This is a genomic window from Aequorivita vitellina (assembly GCF_022008365.1).
GTDB lineage: Bacteria > Bacteroidota > Bacteroidia > Flavobacteriales > Flavobacteriaceae > Aequorivita > Aequorivita vitellina.
Genome location: NZ_JAIRBA010000012.1, coordinates 59,390 through 84,451 on the forward strand (window position 1 = coordinate 59,390; position 25,062 = coordinate 84,451).

A 25,062-nucleotide genomic window follows, 5' to 3' on the forward strand; every position below is an offset into this window, starting at 1 on the left:
TCTTTTTGAAGCCTATTTAACAAGAACATACTTTTTCATTTCAAAGTAATTTTGGTAATTTTAAAAAACTAACTTTTAATATATTTATAAAATGTCTGAACAAGTTGAAATGATTCCTGGAAATTCACTAATTACCAAAACTCCCGAAGAAGGGAGACAATTGGCTGTGAAAATGGCGCGATTGGTTATAAAAGCAACGCAGCCAGATGCAGCGGTACGCGAAAAATTACGGCCTATTTACGCTGAAGATGCAGCCATGCTCATTGCTATTGGGCAAGTGGTGGCATCAGAATTTGCCACGATTGCAGCCGCAAATAATTACTGGAAGTAGTATTTAAAATTTGAGAAAATTACTTTTAATAGTATTGTTTCCGTAATTTAATAGAATAAAAAAAGCCACGAAATTACGAATGTACCTTAAAGTATAATTCGTGAATTCGTGGCTAAAACTTTACAGAAGGTTTTACTATACTTCTTTTACAGATGCACCTGGAGCATTTTTTCGCACAGATTCAATTCCGTTTTTTGCACCGCTTTCGGCAGCGTACATTTGGCTGCTTCCAATAATTTGACCGTTGCTCGCTTTTATGTTGAAATGGATTTTTCCATTTTTGGCGGTTTTCATTTCAAAGCTCTCATCTTTCCCACAATTTTTCTTAACAGATTCAATGCCATTGGTAGCAGAAGCTTTGGTAGCGTACATTTGGCTAGTTAAAATAACTTGTCCGTTAGATGCTTTTAATACAAAGTGAAATTTATCACCGCTTTTTTTGAGTTCAAACATAATAATTAGGTGTTTTTTTAGAATTAATAATTTATCCAGCGCTCAATATCGTAAATAACAAGAAATTATAAAAAATTACTTGCCATTTTTATAATAAGTTTAGCATAACTTATTTAAACATATCCATTCCCGGAATGTTAGGCATACCTTCTTTAGCCACGGCGGCAACCTCGGTTTCATGCAGGTTTGTCGCTTTTTCAATTGCTTTGTTTAAGGTAAGGATTAAATAATCTTCCAATTGTTCTTTATCTTCCAAAAGACTATCTGCAATTTCAATTGTTTTAATTTTTCGGTTAGCGGTAAGGGTTATTTTCAATAATCCATCACTACTGGCTTCGTCAATTAAAACGGTGTCTAATCGTTTTTTGGTAGCTTCTACTTTTTGCTGGGTTTCTTTTAATTTGCCCATCATTCCCATTAAATCTCCAAACATAATTTTAGTTTTAGTTTGATGCAAATTTAGTAATTTGTAGCGCTATTCAACAATTATAGAATGATGAAAAAAGTAACCCTCCTTTCAATTGCTTCCCTTATTTTTGCTGCTTCAATAAATGCGCAGGAAACTTCAAAAGATATTATGAAAATTACGTCCCCCAAAGCCGAAAAGATTTCAAAAAAACTTAAAAAACACGGCGATGTTAGAAATGATGACTATTATTGGCTTAACAATCCTGAAGATGAAAAGGTTTTAGCATACTTAAATGAAGAGAACGCGTATTACGAAGCAGTTACGGCCCACACTCAACAATTGAAAAAAGATCTTTTTGAGGAGATGAAGGCGCGCATAAAGGAAGATGACGAATCTGTTCCGTATAAATTAAACGGCTATTATTACATCACAAAATATGAAACCGGAAAAGATTACCCCATTTACACCCGTAAAAAGGGTACGTTAGATGCTGCTGAAGAAATTCTTTTTGATGTAAACGAAATGGCGAAGGATTATTCCTATTACAATCTTGCGGGGCTTAGTGTTTCCGAAGATAATAAACTTGTTTCTTTTGGTGTAGATACGCTAAGCCGAAGAAAATACGACATCTACATTAAAAATCTTGAAACGGGCGAAATTTATGCAGAACGTATTCCGCTTACCACGGGAAGTGCCACTTGGGGTAGCGACAATAAAACGCTTTTTTATACCAGAAAAGACGAAAAAACCCTGCGGGCAGATAGAATTTATCGTCATACGTTGGGTACAGACCCCATAACAGACGAATTGGTATACACCGAAAATGACGACACTTTTGGCACGTATGTTTACAAAACAAAGTCGAAAAAATATATTGTAATTGGCTCGTACAGCACGCTTACTTCAGAATACAGAGTTTTGGATGCCAACAACCCAATTGGCGATTTCAAAATTTTTCAACCACGCGAAAGAGGTTTAGAATACAGTATTTCGCATTACGGTAACAATTGGTACGTTTTAACGAACAAAGACAAGGCGCTCAATTTTAAATTGATGAAAACTTCCGAAGACAAAACTTCCAAAGAAAATTGGGAAGATATGATTGCACACCGAACAGATGTGCTTTTGGAAGACATTGAAATTTTTAAAGATTATTTGGTGATAAGCGAGCGCAATAACGGGCTTACAAAAATTCGAATTAAAAAGTGGGTGGGAAGTGAAGATTATTACCTTCCTTTTGACAATGAAACCTACACAGCTTTTACAACCCAGAATCCCGAGTTTGATACAAAAACGCTTCGTTACGGATACAATTCTTTAAACACGCCTGCCTCGGTAATTGATTTCAATATGGAAACCAAGACCAAAACGGTATTAAAAGAAACCGAAGTTTTGGGCGGAAAGTTTGATAAAGATAATTACGAAACCGAGCGTTTATGGGCAACAGCCGCTGACGGAACAAAAATCCCGATGTCGGTTATTTACAGAAAAGGCATAAAGAAAGACGGAACAAACCCCCTGCTTATTTATGGTTATGGATCGTACGGTGCAACCATAGACCCGTATTTTTCAACGGTGCGTTTAAGTCTTTTAGATCGAGGTTTTATTTTTGCAATTGCCCACGTTCGCGGTGGAGAATATATGGGAAGGCAATGGTACGAAGACGGAAAACTGTTGAAAAAGAAAAATACATTTACCGATTTTATTGATGCTTCAAGATATTTGGTTGCGCAGGGCTATACTTCGCCTAAACATTTATATGCTTCGGGTGGTTCTGCTGGTGGTTTATTGATGGGGGCTATTGCAAATATGGCTCCAGACTTGTACAACGGGGTAGTTGCTTCGGTTCCGTTTGTAGATGTTGTAACTACAATGCTCGACGATTCAATTCCACTAACAACAGGTGAGTATGACGAATGGGGCAATCCAAATGAAGAAACATATTACAATTATATAAAAAGTTATTCACCGTATGACAATGTGGAAGCAAAAGCCTATCCAAATATGCTTGTAACCACAGGGCTACACGACAGTCAGGTGCAATATTGGGAGCCAGCAAAATGGGTCGCAAAACTTAGAGATTTAAAAACCGACAAAAATATACTATTACTTCAAACAAATATGGATGCCGGTCACGGCGGGGCTTCTGGGCGTTTCGAGGCATTAAAGGAAGTGGCCATGGATTACGCCTTTCTATTGGATTTAGAAGGAATTAAGGAGTAATAAAAATATTTCATTATCTTTGTCGCATTAAAAACCAGCCCTCCTAATTTTTAAGGTTGGCAGGTGGGATTCAGTATTTTGCTGAGTATTTTTTATAACGAACTCCCTCTTTATGAAAGAAGAAATAAAAGCCTACAACAATGTGTTGGAACTAATAGGCAACACACCGTTGATTAAGCTTAACAAAATTACCCAAAATATGAAGGGTAATTACTTTGCAAAAGTAGAAGCATTTAATCCAGGGCATTCTACTAAAGACCGCATAGCTCTTTACATTCTTGAAGAAGCTGAGAGAAAAGGCATTCTAAAACCAGGCGATACTATAATTGAAACCACAAGTGGAAACACGGGGTTTAGTATTGCAATGGTTAGTATTATTAAAGGTTACGAATGTATTTTGGCTGTAAGTTCAAAGTCTTCGGCAGATAAAATTGATATGCTGAAAACAATGGGCGCTAAGGTATATGTTTGTCCGGCAAACGTTAGTGCAGACGATCCGCGCTCGTATTACGAAGTCGCAAAAAAACTTCACAGCGAAATTAAAGGTTCGGTTTACATTAATCAGTATTTCAATGAATTGAATATTGATGCACATTACCACACTACAGGACCCGAAATCTGGGAGCAAACTGCAGGAAAAATCACACATTTGGTAGCTTGTAGCGGAACTGGCGGTACTATTTCGGGTACGGCTCGTTTTTTAAAAGAACAAAACCCAAATGTAAAAGTTATAGGAATAGACGCTTACGGCTCAGTGCTTCAGAAATATCACCAAACAAAAGAATTTGACGCCAATGAAATCTATCCGTACCGAATTGAAGGTTTGGGAAAAAACTTGATTCCTACGGCAACAGATTTCAACATAATTGATGCGTTCGAAAAAGTAACCGATGAAAGTAGCGCGCATACAGCACGTGAGCTTGCAAACACCGAAGGGCTTTTTGTTGGTTATACCAGTGGAGCCGCAATGCAAGGTTTAAAGCAACTTGATGAAGAAGGCGAGTTTACCGCAGATAGCAATATTGTGGTTATATTTCCAGACCACGGCTCGCGTTATATGAGTAAAATTTACAACGACGAATGGATGAGCCAGCAAGGTTTCTTTGATTCTGAAACTGCTGAGATTCCACAAATAGAATACATCAAATAATTTTTTAACAATAGATATACTTAAAACCGGTTGAGCATCACTCAATCGGTTTTTTGGTATTGTTGGAGGGCGATTTTTAATGAGGTTATGAAATCTAAAATCTCATCACCAAAAACAATAATCTTATAATAATTTAATTAATTTTGTCCCGTATTTAATAAACATAGGTTGATGAGAGATTTATTCGATAAAATTTATAAAGATAAAGGTCCTTTAGGTAAATGGGCTGAACAAGCGGAAGGCTATTTTGTTTTCCCAAAACTGGAAGGTCCAATTTCTAATAGAATGAAATTTAAAGGCAAAGATGTAATCACTTGGAGTATTAATGATTACTTAGGTCTCGCCAACCATCCCGAAGTTAGAAAAGTAGATGCTGAAGCCGCTGCAAAGTGGGGTTCTGCCTACCCAATGGGCGCAAGAATGATGAGTGGCCACACCGATCTTCACGAACAATTACAGCGAGAACTTGCTGCTTTTGTGAGCAAAGAAGCGGCGTATCTATTAAATTTTGGATACCAAGGTATGGTTTCTACAATAGATGCCCTGGTTGCAAAAGATGACGTGATAGTTTACGACGTTGATGCCCATGCCTGTATTATTGATGGGGTTCGCCTTCACTTGGGCCAACGCTTTACCTATAAGCACAACGATATGGAAAGTATCGAAAAAAACCTACAACGTGCCACAAAGGTTGCTGAAAAAACAGGAGGTGGAATTCTTTTAATTTCTGAAGGTGTTTTCGGAATGCGCGGGGAGCAAGGAAAATTGAAAGAAATAATTGCACTTAAAGAAAAGTATAATTTCCGCTTTTTTGTTGATGACGCCCACGGTTTTGGAACACTCGGAAAAACTGGAGCCGGAGCAGGTGAGGAGCAGGGAGTTCAAGATGGAATAGACGTGTATTTTGCGACTTTTGCAAAATCTATGGCTAGCACCGGTGCTTTTATAGCCGGAGATGAAGAAATAATGAATTACCTAAAATACAATCTACGTTCGCAAATGTTTGCGAAGTCGTTACAGATGGTATTAGTTGAAGGTGCATTGAAGCGATTGGAAATGCTTCGAACTATGCCGGAATTGAAGAATAAACTTTGGGAAAATGTAAATGCATTACAAGGTGGCCTCCGCAAAAGAGGTTTCGACCTTGGAACAACGCAAAGTTGCGTAACGCCAGTGTATTTAAAAGGAAGCATTCCCGAAGCAATGGCTTTGGTAAAAGACCTGCGTGAAAACCACGGAATATTCTGCTCAATCGTTGTCTATCCGGTTATCCCAAAAGGATTGATCCTTTTAAGAATGATACCAACGGCATCACACGATATGGAAGACATTCAAGAAACTTTGGAAGCTTTTTCATCCATTCGCGAGCGTTTGGAGAATGGAACCTACAAACGTCTTTCTGCGGCTGTTGCAGCAGCAATGGGTGAATAAAATTCTTGTGAAGGCAGGAATCTCGATATTAAAAATCCACCTTTTTTGGGGTGGATTTTTTAATTAAATATCCCTCCTAAAAGTACTCCGCTCCTTGTGCTGTTGTGGGTTGTAATCCTTCCAAAGCAACTGCACTGCAGTGTTTTCTTTTAACTCAGGATTGGTTTCAACGGTGTGTATTCCTTTCGAATTAAAGAGGTGTTGCATTTCTTCAAAAATAATTGCCGTAACGCCTTTTCCTTGGTACTCCGGATCAATTCCTATTAAATAAAAAGCGGCGGTATCGTTTTTTTTCTGTGCTTTTATAATATGTCGCCACCCCAATGGAAAAAGTTTGCCATTGGCTTTTTTTAATGCTTTTGAAAACGATGGCATTACAATGGAGAAGGCTATTAGCTTTCCTGTTTCATCTTTAATGCAACAAATATAATCTGGATGAATAAAGTTGAAATACTTCTTTTTGTAATAATCTATTTGATATTGCTGAATAGGAACAAAAGTTTGAAGCGTGTTGTACGTTTTGTTTAGCAGACCGAACATGGCATCTACATAAGGTAGAATTTCTTTTTTATCCTTAAAACGAATAACAGAAAGTTTATATCGCTCGCGCACAATTTTTGAAAACTTTGCAACTTTTTCAAATATTGTATCTGGAATTTTAAGTCTGTATTCAACCCAAGTTGCTTGTTTTTCATAACCAAGTTTTTCCAGATGTTCGGCATAGTAGGGGTATTGATACCAAGTAATCATGGTATTCATTTCTTCAAAGCCCATTGTTAAAATTCCTGCTTTTTCCATATTGCTGAAACCAACGGGGCCTTCGGCGTATTCAAGCTTGTGTTCACGGCCTTTTTCGTAGGCTTTTTCAAGTAATGCTCTTGTTACTTCTATATCATCGACCATATCTAACCAGCCGAATCGGATCTTTTTCTTTTCTTGTTCGTTTACTTCTAGATGATTTAAAATTACCGCTATACGACCAACGATTTCATCATTTTTATATGCCAAATAATACCAAGCATCGGCATTTTGGAACACTGGGTTTTTTTTAGAGTCGAGGGTTTCCATTTCATCTTTAATAAGCGGAGGAACCCAGTATTTACTATCTTTATATAGTTTAAAGGGGAAAGTGACAAACTTTTTAAGATCACTTTTAGAGGTGGTTTGTTTTACAGTAATCATATACAATACTATTGCTTGTCGTTATCGTCTAATTCTCGTTCTAATTGCTTTAGGCGTTCTTCTTTTTTATTTTTAGCCTTTTCTTCTTCGGCTTTAATTGTTTTGTCTTCTAAATATTCATCTGTATCGTGCATATCAAACCTATAGGCAATTCCAGCGCGGCCATAAAATTTTGACGGTGTATCTTTTAAACTAAAGGTTAGTGAAAGATCAACTTGTAAATTTTCATTAATTAAAGCAGCTGCTCCACCGCGTAACAATTGATCGGCATAGAAATCGCTTTTAAAACCTTGATTTTCTACAAATATAGAAAAGTAACGGTTTGTTGCGTGCGTTAGCGTAACGATGTACCCATAGGTTGGAAACTGGGTAGTAACCCTATCTACAATTATGTTGGTTACAAAAACCCATCCACCAATAAAATTATTTTGGGTAGATATTACAAACTTAGGACTCAATACACCTTCAGTTTCGGGGGTAAAAGGATTGCTGGCAAAATCAAAATTAGCACCGGCATAAAGGGCGATAGCCGGAATTAAGTCTTCCCATTGTACTTTGTTGTTTTTTCTCCAACTGTATAAATTAGGGCCTTTTAAATCGCGCTTTCTATATGGGTCGTAGATTAAATATTTTGCACCTATGGTGTTGCTTTTAAAATTTGAAAGACTGTATTCGCGAGCTACTGCAGATCGATTATCGGTAACAGTGTTCGATTGAAATTCGCCCATAAAACTCACTTCTAAACGCTCTTTCCAAAACCCGTAACGTATTGAATAATCTATAGTAGAACCATTGGTTTCGGTTTCTAAAAGTGTGTGCTTTTCCTTTCCGTAGCTATATCCAGCTTCAATTTGAAGCACATTGGTGCCTACTGAAAATGCACCTTGCGACCCGCCAGGACGGTTGGTGTTTATCATTTCGGTATATTGTGCAGATACGTTTGAATAGCAGAAAAAACTGAACAGAATAATGTAGGGAAGTTTGATCTTCATAGATTGTTAGGTTTAGTTCAAAGATATAAGATTTTACCATTAATTTAATAGTGAACATTCGTCTTTTTATACTTCAATCCTTATTTTTGAAAACAATTTTTTAGTTATGATGACATTCCTGAAAACGATACTAATCGTTCTATTGGTTTATTTTGGGCTTAAATTTCTTATTAAGCTCGTTACCCCATATTTAATGCGGTATATTTCAAAAAAAGCTGGACAACAGTTTGAGCAATTTTTTGGAAACAATACCAACATGAATACTAAACGCGAACGCGAAGGAAGTATTTCAATTGATAAAAATCCATCAAAAAATACACAGTCCAGTAAAATCGTTGGAGAATATGTGGAATATGAAGAAGTTGATTAAAATGATTTTTTAAACCACGATATTTTGAATCTTGAAGGTTTAAAACATGATTTGCTGATTCGCTATTTGTTGTGCATCTAATCGCGGTTTGTGTTTCCCTTCAATACGGGTTCGTGCTTTCAAAAAAAATCCCTAATTTCCCCACTTCAAATTCATAAGCCAGATTATGCGCTCCAGCTATAAAAAAATTCTTCCTCATTTAGTTGTCTTTGCTTTATTTATTGTTGCCGCTTTGGCTTATTTCAATCCTGTTTTACAGGGCAAGAAAATATTCCAAAGTGATATTGTGCAATACACCGGAATGGCAAAGCAACAAAACGATTTTAGAAAAGCAACCGGCGAAGAAACATACTGGACTGACGGAGCTTTTGGCGGTATGCCAACCTATCAATTGGGTGCAAAATATCCAAACAATTACATAAAACAGCTGGATCTCGCCATTCGGTTTTTACCACGTCCGGCAGATTATCTCTTCCTGTATTTTATAGGAATGTACTTGTTATTTTTGGTGCTGAAAGTAGATTATAAACTCGCATTTCTCGGGGCATTAGCTTTTGGTTTTTCAACCTATTTAATCATTATTTTGGGGGTGGGCCACAACGCAAAGGCACACGCAATAGCCTATATGCCATTTGTTTTAAGCGGCATATTTCTCACTTTTCGCGGTAAATATCTTTGGGGATTTTTATTGCTAACCCTTTCAATGGGGCTGGAACTGGTGGCAAATCACTTTCAAATGACGTATTATTTGATGCTTTTGGTGATAATTATTGGTATCGTTTATTTAATAGATGCTTTTAAAAAGAAAATGTTGCCACATTATTTTAAGGCAGTGGGTGTAATGGCTGGCGCCGTTTTAATTTCCATTGGTTTGAATGCTACAAATATTTTGGCAACCAAAGAATACGCAGACACTTCCACACGCGGGAAAACGGAGTTAACTATAAACGCCGATAATACGCCGAAAGACAACAAAACGGGGCTGGATTTCGATTATATTACCGAATACAGCTACGGCAGATTGGAAAGTTTTAATTTGTTTATTCCCCGTTTTATGGGCGGCAGTTCTACCGAAGCATTTCCCGAAGATTCAAAAACTGTTGAAAGTTTAATGCGAATGGGCGCCTCTGCACAGGAAGCAAACCAGGTTTTAAGTCAGATTCCAATGTATTGGGGCGACCAATCTTTTGTTGGGGCACCGGCGTATATTGGGGCAATAATTATTTTTCTCGCAGTTTTAGCGTTGTTTTTAGTCCGTGGAAGATTAAAATGGTGGATTGTTGCGGGATTTATTTTAACGCTGCTGCTTTCTTGGGGTAAAAACTTCAGCGGACTCACCGAATTTTTTATAGATTATGTACCGTTGTACAATAAGTTTCGCGCCGTATCTTCAATTCAAGTTATTATTGAACTTATTCTTCCAATCCTTGCAATTGTTGGCTTGCATCAGTTTTTCAATAAATTTGAAAAAGAAGAAGAAAAGAAAAAAGCACTACTTTATGCAACAGGAATTGTTGGCGGAATTACACTAATATTCATTCTTTTTAAATCGACACTTCTTGACTTTGCGGGACCTTTTGATAGCTATTTTAGAGAAGAAATGGGCTTGCCATTTGTAGAAGCGATTCGCGAAGATAGAATGTCACTTTTTACTTCTGATACAATTCGTTCGTTGATATTTGTGCTTTTAACTGCAGTTGTACTTTGGTTTTTTATAAAGGGAACGCTGAAAAAGGGATTTGCAATTGGCGCACTTTGTATTTTGGTATTGGTAGATTTAGTGGGCGTTGACAGAAGATATGTAAACGAAGACGATTTTGTGCAAGCCAAAGTGGTTGATGAACCATTTCAGAAAAACGGAGCCGATATTCAAATTTTGGAAGACGATGGTCATTACCGCGTTTACGACGCTTCAACAAACGCTTTTAACAGTGGACGCGCCAGTTATTTTCACAATGCTTTGGGCGGGTACCACGCTGCGAAGCCGGGACGAATGCAGGATTTATTTGAATTCTACATCAGCAAAGGCGATATCGGTATTCTGAATATGATGAATGTACGCTACATTATTGTGCAAAACAAAAACGGGGGGGCAGTAGCGCAACGCAATCCGTACGCAAATGGCGCTGCTTGGTTTGTTGAAAACGTGCTTCCTGCGGAAAATGCAAACGAGGAAATTAGACTTTTAGACAGTTTGAATACCAAAGTAACTGCAGTTGTAAACAAAGATTTTCTCTCTAAAATACCCAGCCAAAAAATTGCTAGAGACAGTACTGCAAGCATTGAACTTTTTAGTTATCAGCCAAATTATTTGGTTTATGAAGCTTCCACCAAATCGCCTCAATTGGCAATCTTTTCGGAAGTTTATTATCCAAAAGGTTGGAATGCCTATATAAATGGTAAACCTGCGGAATATTTCCGTGCAAATTATTTGTTACGCGCTATGGTAATTCCTTCCGGAAACAATAAAATAGAATTTAAATTTGAACCGAAAGTTATCCAAACGGGAAGCACTATTTCATTAGTGAGCAGTATTATATTTCTATTAATTTTATTGAGCGGCCTGTATTTTGCCTATCGGAAAAATGATTTAAAAGCATCATCTTAAATCTAACTTATAAAAGTATTTAAGGTTTAAAAAACATCGCAATCTTTAAATGTTACTGAGTTATATTGTTAAAGCGTTAATTAGTTTTATAACTCATTAATTTAATAGCTAAATAACCGAAAAACCAATAATGAAAAACGCCCTAATAATTACGTATTATTGGCCTCCGGCAGGCGGCCCGGGCGTTCAGCGCTGGTTAAAGTTTGTAAAATATTTTCGAGAATTTGGAGTGGAACCAATTGTGTACGCGCCCGAAAATCCAAATTATCCTTTGGTTGATGAAAATTTTTCTTCTGAAATTCCTGCCGATATTGAAATAATAAAACAGCCAATCAGGGAGCCGTATCGTTTTGCGAAGTTTTTGTCGAAAAAGAAAACTCAAAAAATGAGTAGCGGCATAATTTCACAAAAAAAAACATCGGCAATTGAGAAGTTGATGTTGTATGTGCGCGGCAATTTTTTTATTCCCGATGCGCGAGTGGGATGGGTGAAACCTTCGGTGGCATTTCTTTCAAAATATATAGCAGAAAACACGGTAGATGTTGTTATTACTACTGGTCCGCCGCACAGCCTTCACTTAATTGGGATGCAACTTCAAAAAGAGTTAAATGTAAAATGGATTACAGATTTTCGCGATCCGTGGACGACAATTCACTACCACAAATCGCTTCGATTAAATAAGGCTTCGGAACGAAAACACAAAGTATTGGAAGCTGCAGTTTTAAAAGCTGCCGACATAATTACAGTTACCAGTCCAACGACAAAAAAGGAGTTTGAGATGATTACCGAAACTCCAATTGAGGTAATTACAAATGGTTACGACGTTGCTTCCGAAGTAGATTATAAAATGGATGCTGGTTTTTCAATTTCGCACATTGGTTCGTTGCTGAGTGAACGCAACCCTGAAGTTTTGTGGAAAGTTATCGCTGAAATTTGCAAAGAAAATACTTCTTTTAAAGATGATTTGCAGTTACAATTTGCTGGCGCCGTTAGCGATGAAGTAAAACAAAGCTTGGAGAAGTTTCAGCTACTGAAAAATTGTGAGTTTTTAGGTTACATTTCTCATTCCGAAGCTTTAAAAATGCAGCATCAAAGTCAGGTATTGCTTTTGGTTGAAATTAACAGCGCTGAAACCCGCGCTATTATTCCCGGAAAATTGTTTGAATATCTAGCGGCGAAACGTCCCATAATTGCATTAGGACCTAAAGAAAGCGATATTGAAGAAATTATTTTTGAAACCAAATCGGGCAATTTTTTCACCTATTGGAACGATGCCGAATTGAAAGTTGTGATTCTTCAATTATATGAAAAATTTAAAAATGGGGACTTAAATATTCTTTCCGAAGGCATTGAAAAATACAGTCGAAAAGAATTGACGAAGAGAATGGCTTCGTTAATTATAAATGAATAATTCTGCATAAAAAAAACCTTCGATCTCCGCCAATAGCGAATCACGAAGGTTTTCAACCAACCAAAAAACTAACTTTTATCCGCGTCCTCCTCGTGCTCGCGCTTCTCTAGACGAACTACCTCGAGAAGTGTTTACGCTAGCATTGCTTCGTGACGGAGCGCTAGACTTTTTTATTGAGCTACGTCTTGCAGTTTCTCTTTTAGGAGCCTGCGTTTTATTTCTTGTGACCGAACTACTTCTATGGTTTGAAGGAGTCGCTTGCGATTTTCTTTGAACTGTTCTTTTATTTGAAACCGTTCTTGTATTATTAGTACGAACTGTATTTACACTTCGTGAATTCCGTACATTATTTCGATTAGAATTTTGCTGAACACTAGTTCTCGTAGTGTTATTTTTCACTTGAGTGTTTCTGCTATTACCTTTGTTAGCTGAATTTCTAACTGGCGCATTACCCGTGTATTTTCTGTCGTTGCCTTTGCTTCGGTCAATTGTTGAGGCCCCTCTACTATTTGTGCTACTATTTCGTGTTATCGTTTCGCTGCGAGTTGTGCTGTTAGTTCTAACATTATTGTTTCGCACCGAATTATTATTACGAACGTTATTACTTCGAACTGTATTATTGTTTCGTGTGCTGTTATTTCTTACACTATTGTTAGCGCGGGTATTAGTCGCGATCATAGTGTTTTTTCTATTAGGGTCGTAGTTTTTATTAGTTGAAGCTCTTCCCCTTTTGTCGTAAACACGGCTACCGGGACGATAAAAATCTCTGCGACCGTTGTGATAGGCTACTTTGTGCCTTTTTTTGTAATATACAATATGATCGTGATAGCTGTATCTTACCGGGTTGTAATATCTTCTGTAAGGTCTGTCGTAAACAATACAGTGCGAATAGATTGGTGGTGCATAATAAACGTGCCACGGACGATATACATAATATGGGTTAAAAACATTAATGACCCCAGTGTAATGTGAGTAATAGCCGTATCGATTGTAATGAATATTTAAGCCGCCCACGCGCACAAGACGTCTGTTATTATAGCGAATATCTACATTACCTGCTTGAACAATGCGGCCGTATTCGTCGTAAAAAATAGGAACATTTTCCACCTGAATTACAGCACCGTAATCGTCGTATTGTACATACGCATCGTAGTTGTAACCAGAATTGAAGCTAACATTTACATTGGGAGTGCTAATGGTAACTTGTGAACCATTTTGTGGTCCAACATATACAAAATCAAATTGGCCGTCTGGAAAGACTGAAAATTCAACGTCGCCTTCAACAAAAATGTAGGCGGTGCCGTCATAACCTCTTCTGAGGTTGTTTTCACTTTCGGGGGAAGTTGCATTTGCTGAAAACCCCATTAAAAGGATACTGAATATAAAAGCTAGGTTTTTCATAAGTTCTAAAATTTAAAAGGTTCGTACTGGCTTTATTATTTTGGTTAGCTGCGTACGCTTATAAATAACCAACGACCGTGCCAAAGTTTTAAAGAGTTGATTTTCAATAGGAAGTTCACACATGAAATAAAGTAGCACGGTTTTTTGAAGTTTTCTAATAAAAAAATCCGCTAAAGTATTTTACCACTTCAACGGATTTTTAAAAACTAACCAACCAAAAAACTAAAAGTCTTTGATTTGTAATTACGCAATTAGCGTGCCATAATAAATTTAGTTGATTTACAGCTTTTCTCTTAAATACCCAGCAGTAAAAGATTCTTTATTTTTAGCGACTTCTTCGGGAGTGCCTTCTGCTACAACTTTTCCGCCGTATTCGCCTCCTTCGGGTCCAAGATCAATAATATAATCTGCACATTTTATTAAATCTAGATTGTGCTCCACAACAATTACCGTATGGCCTTTATCTAAAAGCGCATAAAACGATGCAAGTAGCTTTTTTATGTCGTGAAAGTGAAGTCCGGTTGTAGGTTCATCAAATATAAAAACAGTTTTTTCCTTTGAGGTTCCTTTGACTAAAAATGAAGCAAGCTTAATTCGTTGTGCCTCGCCGCCAGAAAGCGTTGATGAGCTTTGACCCAATTGTACATAACCGAGGCCAACATCTTGTAGCGGCTGTAATTTTGCTGCAATTTTGTGCTGCTTTGAGCCTCCAAAAAATGCAACTGCGTCATCTACGGTCATCTTGAGAATGTCGTCTATGTTTTTACTCTGAAGAGTAACTTCCAAAACTTCTTTTTTGAAACGTTTTCCGTTACAGGTATCGCAAACCAAATGCACATCGGCCATAAATTGCATTTCGATTGTTACTTCGCCTTCACCTTTACAGGTTTCGCAGCGACCGCCATCTACGTTAAAGCTGAAATGTTTTGCTTTATACCCGCGAATGTCTGAAAGTTTCTGCGAAGCGTATAAATTCCGAATATCGTCGTACGCTTTAATATAGGTTACGGGATTGCTTCGGCTGGAGCGACCAATAGGGTTTTGGTCAATGAATTCTATGCTTTTTATGGTGTTAAAATCTCCTTTAATTTCTGAAAACTGGCCGGGTTTTTCGCCGTAACCACCAATTTGCCGCATTAAGGCAGGATAGAGAATTTTCTTCACCAACGTACTTTTTCCGCTACCGGAAACGCCTGTTACAGCGGTAAAAACATTAAGCGGAAAGGTAACATCTATATTTCTTAAATTATTTTGACGTGCACCAGTAATGGAGACTTTGTTTTTTGAAGTGCGGCGTTTCTTTGGCACTTCAATTTCCATTTCGCCATTTAAATATTTCGCGGTGAGTGAATCTGACTTTAAAATTTCGGCATAATTTCCTTGTGCCACCACTTCGCCACCAAAGGTTCCTGCTTCGGGACCAATGTCTATAATTTCGTCTGCCGCTTTCATAATATCTTCATCGTGTTCTACCACAATAACCGTATTGCCCAAATCGCGAAGGGATTTTAAAACCGAAATGAGTCTTTCGGTGTCTTTAGGGTGAAGCCCGATGCTAGGTTCATCTAAAATATACATTGAACCTACCAGGCTGCTTCCCAAAGAAGTAGCCAGGTTAATGCGTTGCGATTCGCCTCCCGAAAGTGTATTCGATTTACGATTTAGCGTTAAGTAACCTAAGCCTACATCTCTTAAAAACTGCAAGCGGTTGTTTATTTCGAGCAGCAAGCGTTTTGCAACTTTTTGATCGTAATCTGAAAGCTGAAGGTTTTTGAAGAATTCAGCAGTTTTGTTTAGAGGAAGCGCTACCAACTCTTGAATTGCAGTGCCGTTTATTTTTACGTAGCCTGCTTCGTGACGGAGGCGTTTTCCTTTGCAGTTTGCACATTTTGTTTTTCCGCGATAGCGCGAAAGCATTACTCGATTTTGAATTTTATAGCTTTTAGATTCCAAATAAGCAAAAAACGAATTAAGTCCTTCAAAATATTTATTGCCGTCCCAAACAAGTTGCTTTTGCTCACTCGTCAATTCAAACCACGGTTTGTGGATTGGAAAATCGAATTTATATGCGTTGTTCACCAATTGATCGCGATACCAACTCATACTTTCTCCGCGCCACGGAAAGATTGCATTTTCATAAACAGAAAGTGCTGTATTGGGTATTACCAAATCTTCGTCGATGCCAATTACATCGCCGTAACCTTCGCAAATGGGGCAGGCGCCGTACGGATTATTAAAACTAAAAAGATGTACATTGGGTTCCATAAAAGTCATTCCGTCAGCTTCAAATCTATTGTTGAATTCGGTTATTTTTTTTGAACCAAGTTCTTCAATAAACAACTCGCCCTTACCCTCAAAAAAGGCTATTTCAACTGCGTCTGCGAGGCGATTGTAAAAGTCTTCTTCGTTTTTAGTTATAATTCGGTCTACAACTAAATCTATCTTTTTCGGAAAAGATTTACCAGTTAATTCATCAATCCGTACTACTTCATCTTTTACTTTAATTCTGGCATAGCCTTGTTGCGCCAAAGCCTGAATTTTATTCTCCATGGTGCGGCCTTCTTCCAAATGAATAGGAGCGAGGAGTAGCATTTTTTCACCTTCGGGAAATTCTTTGATAAATTTTATAACGTCTGTGGTGGTGTCTTTTTTAACTTCTCTGCCAGAAATAGGCGAAATTGTTTTTCCAATACGCGTATAGAGTAGTTTTAGGTAGTCGTAAATTTCGGTAGAAGTTCCCACGGTTGATCGCGGGTTTGTTGAGTTTACTTTTTGTTCAATTGCAATGGCCGGTGAAATACCTTTAATGGAATCTACTTTTGGTTTATCTAGTCTTCCTAAAAACTGACGCGCATAGCTGGAAAGGCTCTCAACATAGCGGCGCTGGCCCTCTGCATATAGTGTGTCAAAGGCCAAACTAGATTTTCCACTGCCCGAAAGACCTGTAATTACCACCAGTTTATTGCGTGGAATGGCGACAGAAATATTCTTTAAATTATGAAGTTTTGCCCCCTGAATGAGGATGTTTTTTTTTGTGTCTAAAGTTTCGATATTCAATTTATTTCTCCTTTTTTATTCCCGATAGCTATTGGGGTTGCAAAGATACTATATCGGTTTCAGCAATGCACATTTGAAGATATTTATTATTTTTAACGAGAATTTTAACCTTTTCTTTGCATTTGTGATTTCTTTGTTGTTATATTTACGGCTCTTAACGTCATATAAAAAAATTATTGCCTATAGCTGATCTTTACTTTTAACAAATAAACATTTTAACTAAGCAACCAAATCCATAGTTGTTTATTTTTTAGAAAAGTAGTGATATGAAACAAGGCACAAACTCTGATGCGTTTTTGGTAAACGCTTATATGAACGGTAATGAATCTGCACTTTGTGAGCTAATAACACGCCACAAACAACGAATTTACAGTTTTATTTATTCGAAAGTTTTTGATAGGGATGTCTCTGAAGACATTTTCCAAGATACTTTTATTAAGGTTATTAAAACTTTAAAAAAAGGCGCTTACAACGAAGAAGGAAAATTTCTTCCCTGGGTTATGCGAATTGCCCATAATCTGGTGATAGACCACTTCAGAAAAAACAATCGCATGCCCAAATTTGAAAACAATACAGACTTTAATATATTTTCGGTTTTAAGCGATAATGCGCTCAATATTGAAAAGCAAATGATAAAGGGGCAAGTAGAAGATGATGTACGCAGATTGATACAAGAATTACCGGACGACCAAAAAGAAGTTCTAATTATGCGTATGTATAAAGATATGAGCTTTAAAGAAATAAGTGAACAAACTGGAGTAAGTATTAATACAGCTCTCGGTAGAATGCGATATGCACTTATTAATTTGCGAAAAGTAATTGATAAACACAATATTATATTAACTAATTAGTACAATAAAATAATTTTTGTTTCGTTATTTGGAAATAAAACCTCTAAATAATATTCTATGCAAAAATTTTACTCTGAAACATCACGTGTGGACGGCGTGAATAAAAAATTAGTTCCAAAAGAAGAAACCATAAAATTTCTTCTGGATTATTCGATGGCTTTAAGTGTTATAGATTACCATAAAATGAAGTTTGAAGCGCTTCTAAACTAAACTTTGGAAAACCCCGGAATTAGCTTTTCGGGGTTTTTATTATTGAAAACATATAGAAATTTTTAATTGATGCGTTGAGATTTCAAAACTTGAAAATTAATTATTTTTACTAAACTCATCGCCCCATAAACTCATCGATTCTTTTTCTTTAAATAATCATTAATCACAGATTTTCTACCGATAGTTTTTGTGATTATATCTTTTTCTAAATCCCAACCGCGAGCGGGCGAATATTGCCTTCCGTACCAAATTATCTGTAAATGAAGCGTATTCCATAAATCTTTCGGGAACAATCTTTTTGCATCTTTTTCCGTCTGAACTACGTTTTTACCATTTGTAAACCCCCAGCGATACATTAATCTATGAATGTGTGTATCTACCGGAAATGCTGGAATATTAAAGGCTTGGCTCATCACGACACTTGCGGTTTTGTGTCCAACTGCAGGGAAAGATTCTAAAGCTTCAAAACTTGCAGGAACTACTCCGTTATATTTTTCAATCAATATTTCTGAAAGTCCGTGAATACCTTTTGCCTTCATTGGCGATAGACCAACGGGTTTTATAATTTCTCGTATTTCTTCCACCGAAAGTTTTACCATATCGTAAGGATTGTCGGCTATTGCAAATAATAATGGTGTAATTTGATTAACCCGAACATCGGTACTTTGCGCAGAAAGTAATACGGCAATCAATAAGGTATATGGGTCTTTATGGTCTAAAGGAATGGGAATTTGAGGATAAATCTTATTTAACGTTTCAATAACGAAGGTTACCTTTTCTTGTTTGGTCATTTTAAGTACTTTTATACAAAAATAGGGATAATGAAAACATTACAGGCAGGAGATAAGGCTCCAGATTTTAAGGTAAACGACCAAGACGGAAATAGTATATCTTCCGAAGATTATAAAGGTAAAAAATGGATCGTTTTTTTCTATCCAAAAGCCAGTACACCGGGATGTACAGCTGAAGCATGTAATCTTCGCGATAATTACAAAGAGCTTCAAAACAAAGGCTATGAGCTACTTGGCGTAAGTGCCGATAGTGAAAAACGCCAAAAAAACTTTAAAGAAAAATACGATTTCCCTTTTCCCTTATTGGCAGATGAAAAGAAAGAAGTAATTAACGGTTTTGGAGTTTGGGGACCAAAAAAATTTATGGGAAAAACATACGAGGGTATTCACCGAAAAACATTTATTATGGACGAAAAAGGGATTATTACCCGGGTAATAGACAAAGTAAAAACCAAGGACCACGCGGCCCAAATACTCGCTTAGTTATTGTTTATTTTTACGGGTTCCGCTTTGCAGTTAAAAAGGTGCTTTTCTTTAATAATTTCGGATACTCCGGGAGGTAACATTTCTTCCCATCCTTCTTCCTGCTTTTCAATCATAGCGAGTACTTCGCGCGAAAATATATTCATATTATCCGGGTTGTAGTCTGTAATATCTACAACCTTTCCGTTGTATTTAAAGAATTTGTATAATTCTTTCATACGCGGGTGTACTTTTAAATTTTCGCTCGTAGTATATTCTCCTGTTTCTGCGTCTTTCATCGGGTAGAGGTAAACCTTCAAATCTTTAAAGAATAACTTGCCAAAAGCTTCTAATATACCACCGCTTAAATGGCGATAGTATTTTTCATCAAAAATATCTACTAAGTTATTCACGCCCATTGCGAGCCCCATTCGCATTTTAGTGTATCGAGAAAAATATTCAACAAGCTTGTAATATTCCTGGAAATTTGAAATCATAACCGTATGTCCCAAAGAACAAAGCAACCGTGCTCTATCCATAAAATCTTCTTCATCAATTTCACCTTCGGCACGTAAGTTTGAAAGGGTGATTTCAAAGATAACTTCAGTTCTTTCTTTTTCTACGCGGTTTTCATTCAGAAACATTTCGTACGAACGTTCAAACATATCTATATTCACCTTCGTTACCGGTCTAAAACTTCCGCGAAGCGCTAAAATATTTTTCTTATAAAGAATTCTGGCAGGTAGAATATTATGTCCTTCAGGATCGAACATAACGGCATCTGTCATACCATTTTTAATAAGCTGAAGACTCATTAACCTATTGTCAACATTTTTGAAACGCGGTCCCGAAAAGTTGATGGTGTCTATTTCAATCTTGTCTTTGTCAATATGGTCATATAAATAGCGCAGTAATTTATTGGGTTGATCGTATTTATAATACGCCCCATAAATTAGGTTTACCCCTAAAGTTCCGAGCGTAATTTGCTGTAATTGTGCATCGTTTTCATGAAAACGAATGTGAAGGGTTATTTCGTTATACGCTTCTTTTGGATCAATTTGATAGCGAATACCTAGCCAGCCGTGACCTTTATATTTCTTAGCAAAATCGATAGTTGCAACTGTATTGGCAAACGAAAAGAATAATCTATTGGGGTGTTTTTCGCGATTAATTCGCTCTTCAATAAGTTTAAACTCGTGATGAAGCATTTTCTGCAACCGCGATTCGGTTACGTATCTACCGTCTTCTTCAATTCCATAAATTGCATCACTGAAATCTTTGTCGTATGCCGACATGGTTTTGGCAATTGTGCCAGATGCGCCCCCAGCTCTAAAAAAGTTACGCACCGTTTCTTGCCCAGCACCAATTTCGGCAAAAGTGCCGTAAATATTTTCATTCAGGTTAATCCGTAAGGCCTTACTTTTTATGGATGGAATATCTTCAAATTCCTTATCTCCTATTATGGATTCTGGCATAGTAGCGTTCTAAATTAATTAACAAAGGTAGCGATTACAATAGGTAAACAAAAAAAATACCATTATTTTTGCGAGAATGAAATATAGGTTTCCAATCTTAAAAAACTTATCCAATTGTAGCATAAGCATGTTATATCTTTTCTTTAAAAATAAACTATTTTAAGTCGATGAATTCAGAACTTACAGTTACTTTTCTCGGCACTGGAACTTCACAAGGTATTCCCGTTATTGGTAGCGACCACCCGGTTTGTAATAGCACTAATTTTAAAGATAAACGTTTAAGGGTATCGGTTTTATTGCGTTGGGATGCATTTATTTATGTAATTGATTGTGGCCCCGATTTTAGACAGCAGATGCTGCGCGAGAACGTTAAAAGATTAGACGGCGTTTTACTCACCCATGAACACAGTGACCATACAGCGGGGTTAGACGATATTCGACCCTTTAATTTTATGCAAGGTAAAAGTATACCGTTTTATGCACACCAGCGAGTTTTTGAATCGTTAACAGAACGATTTGCTTATATTTTTGCTACTGAAAATAAATACCCCGGCGCGCCAAGTATTACAGCGATAGAAATTGATAAACACACCCCCTTTACTATTAGCGGCAAAAAAGTAATTCCTATTGAAGCTTTTCATGCAACGCTTCCAGTTTTGGGTTTTCGGGTAGGGGATTTTACGTATTTAACCGATGTTAAAACTATTTCAGACGAAGAAGCTGAAAAAGTAAAAGGAAGCAAAGTTTTGGTAATTAATGCCCTTCGGGAGGAACGGCACTATTCACATTTCAATATTGAAGAAGCACTAGAATTTGTAGAAAAAGTAAAACCAAAAAAAACATATTTCACACATATTAGTCACGTAATGGGTTTCCACGAAGAAGTAGAGAAAAAGCTTCCAGCGAACGTACACTTGGCTTATGATACACTTACAATTTCAATTTAATTATGAGAAATAAAATCTTTATGTACCTGTTTCTATTTGCGGTGCTTTTCATTATCTTTTTATATATGAGTGAGAAGAGTATTTTTGAATCGCAAGAGAAACGCATTGCGCTATTAGAAGCAAAAGTTGAAAAAGCCAACGATTCTATCAAAACGCTACACAATACAATGGAAAGCTTAAACTACTTTACCCTGCAAGGCAACGACAATGCAATGACCTATTTTGAAAATATGGGTTACGAAGCCGCCGAAGTTGAAGCCAAAGTTTCCGATCAAATTTACGATTTCAATCTTCAAAAAGGAAACAACCCATTAGTTCCTTTCGATGGAATGGAAGGGGATATGAAAATAAATAAGTTGAAATTCTTAAATCACAAATGGATCCTTGCAGATTTTACCGATGGAACTTATTGGGGCGAAATGATACTAGCATTTTCATTTAATAAAAATAACGAATTGGAACTTACTACACTAGATTCGTTTCTGTACCCACAGTAACCTAAGAATTTTCGGCTAACCAATTTTTTAGTTCAAAAAAGTTTTGAGGTGCAACCCCGTGGCCAACTGGAAATTCCGAATATGTACAATCAATGTTCAAGTTTTCAAGAAATGGTTTGGTTTTACGGGCCCACTGAACTGGGATAACTTGATCGACGTTTCCGTGTGATGAATATACCTTCAACTTGCTAAAATCATTTTTGGCATAGCCTTCTGTCAATATATCTTCATTTACGTAACCGCTTAAACCAATTACATTTTTTACTTTTTCTGGATAGCTCAAGGCAACTGCAAAACTCAAAATTGTGCCTTGGCTAAAACCCAAAAGTGTTAGATTTTTCGCGTCTACTTTATATTTAGCAACTATTTCATCAATACACTTTGAAACTAATTCGCGCGAGGCAATGGCTTGTTCGTCATCGCTGAATTTTCCTTGCGCATTGTCAAAGTATATGTTGTACCAAGCGTTTCCGTATGGCTCTAGCCTAATAGGAGCCTTTAGAGAGATGATGGCGTATTTTTCGGGTAATTCATCTGCAAAGGAAAACAAGTCGTTTTCGTCACTCCCAAACCCGTGAAGCATAATAATTGCCGGCGGATTTTCTGAAGAATTTTTGGCGGGTCTATAATTGTGTTCTAAAAGTAGGGTTTGTTTTTCCATAGTTTGCAAAAATAAGCAAGACCTTTTAAACCGAAGGTCTTTCAGCTCAAAAGGTCTTGTTAATATTACTAAAATTAAATGCCTTTAAACCATTCTTGAAATTTTTCGCCAACTACGGGAACGGGTTTCATTTCACCTTGAACGGCGCTAATTAAACCTAGTATCCATAAAACTAAAACAGCGAGATAAACGATTCTCGACAAAATATAAATGTCTAAAAAGCCTGAAATTATGGATAGAATAACACCTATACACATAATTCCCAAAGCTTGTCTCACGTGGTATGTGCCCAGCGCGGTTTTGTTGCCATTGTTCATCACTAAAGCAATAATCCATCCAATAAGGGTTATGTAGGCAATGATAGCAACCGTTTTGCCATTGTCAGTACTTGTTTCCATATATTTTACATTTTGGTTAGAAATTATAGAAAGCTAAGATAACCAATACTTTCAACTTAAAAATGTAAACCACTCCTGAAATTTTTCACTCAAATAAGGGATACCTCTGCGTTGGTTTAAAAATGCCATCACCCAAGAATACACCCAAAATATAAAACTTATAAACCACAGGGCGTCCCCAGCTGTAAAATCAATTTGAGTTTGTACAACCATTGAAACTATAAATAAAAGAAACAGACCAAACATATTTTTAATGTGCCAAGTGGCAAATTCGTGGTTGTTGTCTCTGTTGATAAAATAAGCAATTAAAAAACCTACAAAAGGAGCGTAAGCAATGAGTGCAGAGGATTTTCCGGGAGGTGAAGTTTTCATTTTATTTAAGTACCAATTGGTTGTTTGCAACAATTCCGTAGGGATGTCCCATTAATTTAACTCCCAAAAGTGCCGTATTTTTTGAAGTTGAAATAATATCATTCTCAGAAAATTCTGAGCTTTCATCGGGATTAAATAGTGTTAGATCGGCCTTGTTTCCTTCTTCAATTTTTTCGGAAGTTATACCGAAGGTTTTTTTCAAACTCGTTAATGCGTTTATTGCGGCTTCCATTCCCACGTGTAGATTTAGTGCGCCAAAACAGCCTTCTAAGCCAATGCTACCGAAGTACGCGTGTTCAAATTCTGTTTTTTTGTGTTCCACGTCAATTGGGTTGTGGTCGCTGGTAACGCCATCAATGGTTCCATCTTTCAACCCTTTGAGCAGTGCATTGTTGTCTTCTTTTGTACGCAGTGGTGGAAGTAACTTGTAATTGGTGTCAAAGCCTTCCAAAACATCGTCTGTAAGCACAAGATTAAAAATTGAAACACTGCAGCTTACATTTAATCCTTTTTTCTTGGCATCTTTAATTAGCCCAACCGATTTTTTAGTGGAAATGGTCGGGATGTGAAGTTTGCCGCCAGTATATTCTAAAATGTACAAATCACGAATAATTTGAAGTTCTTCCGAAAGTGCTGGAATTCCTTTTAAACCGAGGCGCGTACTGTTTACTTCTTCATTCACCATTCCATTGCGTGCCACAGACTTATCGAAAGGAAATGATTGTATCAATCCATCAAAATTCTGAGTGTATTGCAACGCGATTTTTAAAAGGTTTGGGTTGGCAACCGGGCTTTTGTAATCGTAAAATGAAACAGCGCCTTCGTTTTGCATGTCGTATAATTCGGCGAGATCTATTCCTTTGCTACCAATAGTTAGGGTTCCAATTGGGTAAAGATTAACCGCATTGTTTTCAGCTTTCGATTTTAAAAATTTTATATGCCCTTTGCTGTCTGTTACAGGAAAGCTGTTCGCATTTACCGCAACACTTGTAAATCCGCTGTGGGCTGCCGTTTTTAAACCATTTTCTATAGTTTCGCGCTCTTCAAAACCCGGTTCGCCAAAAGATACGCTACTGTCAAACCACCCTTGCGAAATATGTAGATTTTTCAAAGTAATTTCCTTCACTTTAGCCGAAGTAGGAATGGTTGCAGCAATCTTTGAAATTTTACCATTTTCTATTAAAACATCCCGTTTTTTTAAATGATGCTTGCTGGAAGCATCGACAATGGTGGCGGATTTCAGTACTATTTTCATATTTAAAATATAAAGTTCATATTTCGACTTCGCTATTAGTTTAGCATCGTATATTTATAGAAGTTTAATCTTATTAAATTTCTGAAAAACCAGAAGGAAAAGGTGAACTATTTCGACTCTTAGAT

24 protein-coding genes are annotated in these 25,062 nt (G+C 37.0%); 12 read left to right on the forward strand and 12 right to left on the reverse strand.

Annotation, left to right across the window (positions count from 1 at the left end; all coding sequences use genetic code 11):
• The first annotated feature begins 91 nt into the window (after window positions 1–91).
• Window positions 92–331: a hexameric tyrosine-coordinated heme protein gene (locus tag K8089_RS07980; protein WP_237602749.1), complete on the forward strand. Its 240-nt coding sequence runs from the start codon at window positions 92–94 to the stop codon at window positions 329–331.
• Between the two features lie 135 nt (window positions 332–466).
• On the opposite strand, the gene K8089_RS07985 is transcribed toward K8089_RS07980, so the two are convergent.
• Window positions 467–784 (reverse strand): YegP family protein, encoded by a 318-nt coding sequence (locus tag K8089_RS07985; protein ID WP_237602750.1) that lies wholly within the window; start codon window positions 782–784, stop codon window positions 467–469.
• A 109-nt stretch (window positions 785–893) separates the two neighbouring features.
• Entirely contained in the window at window positions 894–1,217 is a 324-nt protein-coding gene (locus K8089_RS07990; RefSeq protein ID WP_237602751.1) for a YbaB/EbfC family nucleoid-associated protein, read from the reverse strand.
• Between the two features lie 60 nt (window positions 1,218–1,277).
• Here K8089_RS07990 and K8089_RS07995 point away from each other — a divergent pair, with 60 nt between their 5' ends.
• From K8089_RS07995 to K8089_RS08005, 3 genes are all read left to right on the forward strand, one after another.
• Window positions 1,278–3,416, forward strand: coding sequence for a S9 family peptidase (locus K8089_RS07995; protein WP_237602752.1), 2,139 nt, complete (start codon window positions 1,278–1,280; stop codon window positions 3,414–3,416).
• Window positions 3,417–3,528: 112 nt separating this feature from the next.
• Window positions 3,529–4,566 carry a PLP-dependent cysteine synthase family protein gene (locus K8089_RS08000; protein ID WP_237602753.1) on the forward strand — a complete coding sequence of 346 codons (1,038 nt, stop codon included), beginning with the start codon at window positions 3,529–3,531 and terminating at the stop codon, window positions 4,564–4,566.
• Window positions 4,567–4,737: 171 nt separating this feature from the next.
• Window positions 4,738–5,997, forward strand: a complete 1,260-nt coding sequence (locus tag K8089_RS08005) for an aminotransferase class I/II-fold pyridoxal phosphate-dependent enzyme (protein ID WP_237602754.1) — start codon at window positions 4,738–4,740, stop codon at window positions 5,995–5,997.
• Between the two features lie 63 nt (window positions 5,998–6,060).
• Here the strand turns inward: K8089_RS08005 and K8089_RS08010 are convergent, their stop codons facing one another.
• Window positions 6,061–7,179, reverse strand: coding sequence for a GNAT family N-acetyltransferase (locus K8089_RS08010; protein ID WP_237602755.1), 1,119 nt, complete (start codon window positions 7,177–7,179; stop codon window positions 6,061–6,063).
• Between the two features lie 8 nt (window positions 7,180–7,187).
• Window positions 7,188–8,171 (reverse strand): transporter, encoded by a 984-nt coding sequence (locus tag K8089_RS08015; protein ID WP_237602756.1) that lies wholly within the window; start codon window positions 8,169–8,171, stop codon window positions 7,188–7,190.
• Between the two features lie 106 nt (window positions 8,172–8,277).
• On the opposite strand from K8089_RS08015, the gene K8089_RS08020 reads away from it, so the two are divergent.
• The 3 genes from K8089_RS08020 (at window position 8,278) to K8089_RS08030 (ending at window position 12,560) form a co-directional block, all read left to right on the forward strand.
• Window positions 8,278–8,541 (forward strand): DUF4834 family protein, encoded by a 264-nt coding sequence (locus K8089_RS08020; RefSeq protein ID WP_237602757.1) that lies wholly within the window; start codon window positions 8,278–8,280, stop codon window positions 8,539–8,541.
• Between the two features lie 166 nt (window positions 8,542–8,707).
• Window positions 8,708–11,149 carry a YfhO family protein gene (locus K8089_RS08025; RefSeq protein WP_237602758.1) on the forward strand — a complete coding sequence of 814 codons (2,442 nt, stop codon included), beginning with the start codon at window positions 8,708–8,710 and terminating at the stop codon, window positions 11,147–11,149.
• Between the two features lie 130 nt (window positions 11,150–11,279).
• Window positions 11,280–12,560, forward strand: coding sequence for a glycosyltransferase family 4 protein (locus K8089_RS08030; RefSeq protein WP_237602759.1), 1,281 nt, complete (start codon window positions 11,280–11,282; stop codon window positions 12,558–12,560).
• A 75-nt stretch (window positions 12,561–12,635) separates the two neighbouring features.
• Here K8089_RS08030 and K8089_RS08035 read toward each other — a convergent pair whose 3' ends face one another.
• Window positions 12,636–13,961, reverse strand: a complete 1,326-nt coding sequence (locus K8089_RS08035; RefSeq protein WP_237602760.1) for a hypothetical protein — start codon at window positions 13,959–13,961, stop codon at window positions 12,636–12,638.
• Between the two features lie 279 nt (window positions 13,962–14,240).
• The gene (gene uvrA, locus K8089_RS08040; protein WP_237602761.1) at window positions 14,241–17,018 is read right to left on the reverse strand and encodes an excinuclease ABC subunit UvrA; all 2,778 of its coding nucleotides are present in this window, start codon (window positions 17,016–17,018) and stop codon (window positions 14,241–14,243) included.
• 266 nt (window positions 17,019–17,284) lie between these two features.
• On the opposite strand from uvrA, the gene K8089_RS08045 reads away from it, so the two are divergent.
• Window positions 17,285–17,869 carry an RNA polymerase sigma factor gene (locus tag K8089_RS08045; RefSeq protein ID WP_237602762.1) on the forward strand — a complete coding sequence of 195 codons (585 nt, stop codon included), beginning with the start codon at window positions 17,285–17,287 and terminating at the stop codon, window positions 17,867–17,869.
• A 57-nt stretch (window positions 17,870–17,926) separates the two neighbouring features.
• Entirely contained in the window at window positions 17,927–18,079 is a 153-nt protein-coding gene (locus K8089_RS08050; RefSeq protein ID WP_166517850.1) for a hypothetical protein, read from the forward strand.
• Window positions 18,080–18,210: 131 nt separating this feature from the next.
• Here K8089_RS08050 and K8089_RS08055 read toward each other — a convergent pair whose 3' ends face one another.
• Entirely contained in the window at window positions 18,211–18,870 is a 660-nt protein-coding gene (locus K8089_RS08055; protein ID WP_237602763.1) for an endonuclease III domain-containing protein, read from the reverse strand.
• A gap of 30 nt (window positions 18,871–18,900) precedes the next feature.
• On the opposite strand from K8089_RS08055, the gene bcp reads away from it, so the two are divergent.
• The gene (bcp, locus tag K8089_RS08060; protein WP_237602764.1) at window positions 18,901–19,353 is read left to right on the forward strand and encodes a thioredoxin-dependent thiol peroxidase; all 453 of its coding nucleotides are present in this window, start codon (window positions 18,901–18,903) and stop codon (window positions 19,351–19,353) included.
• Here bcp and K8089_RS08065 read toward each other — a convergent pair.
• Window positions 19,350–20,807, reverse strand: a complete 1,458-nt coding sequence (locus K8089_RS08065; protein ID WP_237602765.1) for a TonB-dependent receptor — start codon at window positions 20,805–20,807, stop codon at window positions 19,350–19,352. The genes bcp and K8089_RS08065 overlap by 4 nt on opposite strands.
• Window positions 20,808–20,974: 167 nt before the next feature.
• Here K8089_RS08065 and K8089_RS08070 point away from each other — a divergent pair, with 167 nt between their 5' ends.
• Both K8089_RS08070 and K8089_RS08075 read left to right on the forward strand, forming a co-directional pair.
• Window positions 20,975–21,754: an MBL fold metallo-hydrolase gene (locus K8089_RS08070; RefSeq protein ID WP_237602766.1), complete on the forward strand. Its 780-nt coding sequence runs from the start codon at window positions 20,975–20,977 to the stop codon at window positions 21,752–21,754.
• Window positions 21,755–21,756: 2 nt separating this feature from the next.
• The gene (locus tag K8089_RS08075) at window positions 21,757–22,251 is read left to right on the forward strand and encodes a hypothetical protein (protein ID WP_237602767.1); all 495 of its coding nucleotides are present in this window, start codon (window positions 21,757–21,759) and stop codon (window positions 22,249–22,251) included.
• A gap of 1 nt (window position 22,252) precedes the next feature.
• On the opposite strand, the gene K8089_RS08080 is transcribed toward K8089_RS08075, so the two are convergent.
• From K8089_RS08080 to K8089_RS08095, 4 genes are all read right to left on the reverse strand, one after another.
• Window positions 22,253–22,912, reverse strand: coding sequence for an alpha/beta hydrolase (locus K8089_RS08080; protein WP_237602768.1), 660 nt, complete (start codon window positions 22,910–22,912; stop codon window positions 22,253–22,255).
• 74 nt (window positions 22,913–22,986) lie between these two features.
• Window positions 22,987–23,310: a DUF4870 domain-containing protein gene (locus K8089_RS08085; protein WP_237602769.1), complete on the reverse strand. Its 324-nt coding sequence runs from the start codon at window positions 23,308–23,310 to the stop codon at window positions 22,987–22,989.
• 51 nt (window positions 23,311–23,361) lie between these two features.
• On the reverse strand, window positions 23,362–23,682 hold the full coding sequence (locus K8089_RS08090; protein WP_237602770.1) for a hypothetical protein: 321 nt from the start codon (window positions 23,680–23,682) through the stop codon (window positions 23,362–23,364).
• A gap of 1 nt (window position 23,683) precedes the next feature.
• Window positions 23,684–24,937 (reverse strand): dihydroorotase, encoded by a 1,254-nt coding sequence (locus tag K8089_RS08095; protein ID WP_237602771.1) that lies wholly within the window; start codon window positions 24,935–24,937, stop codon window positions 23,684–23,686.
• Between the last annotated feature and the right edge of the window lie 125 nt (window positions 24,938–25,062).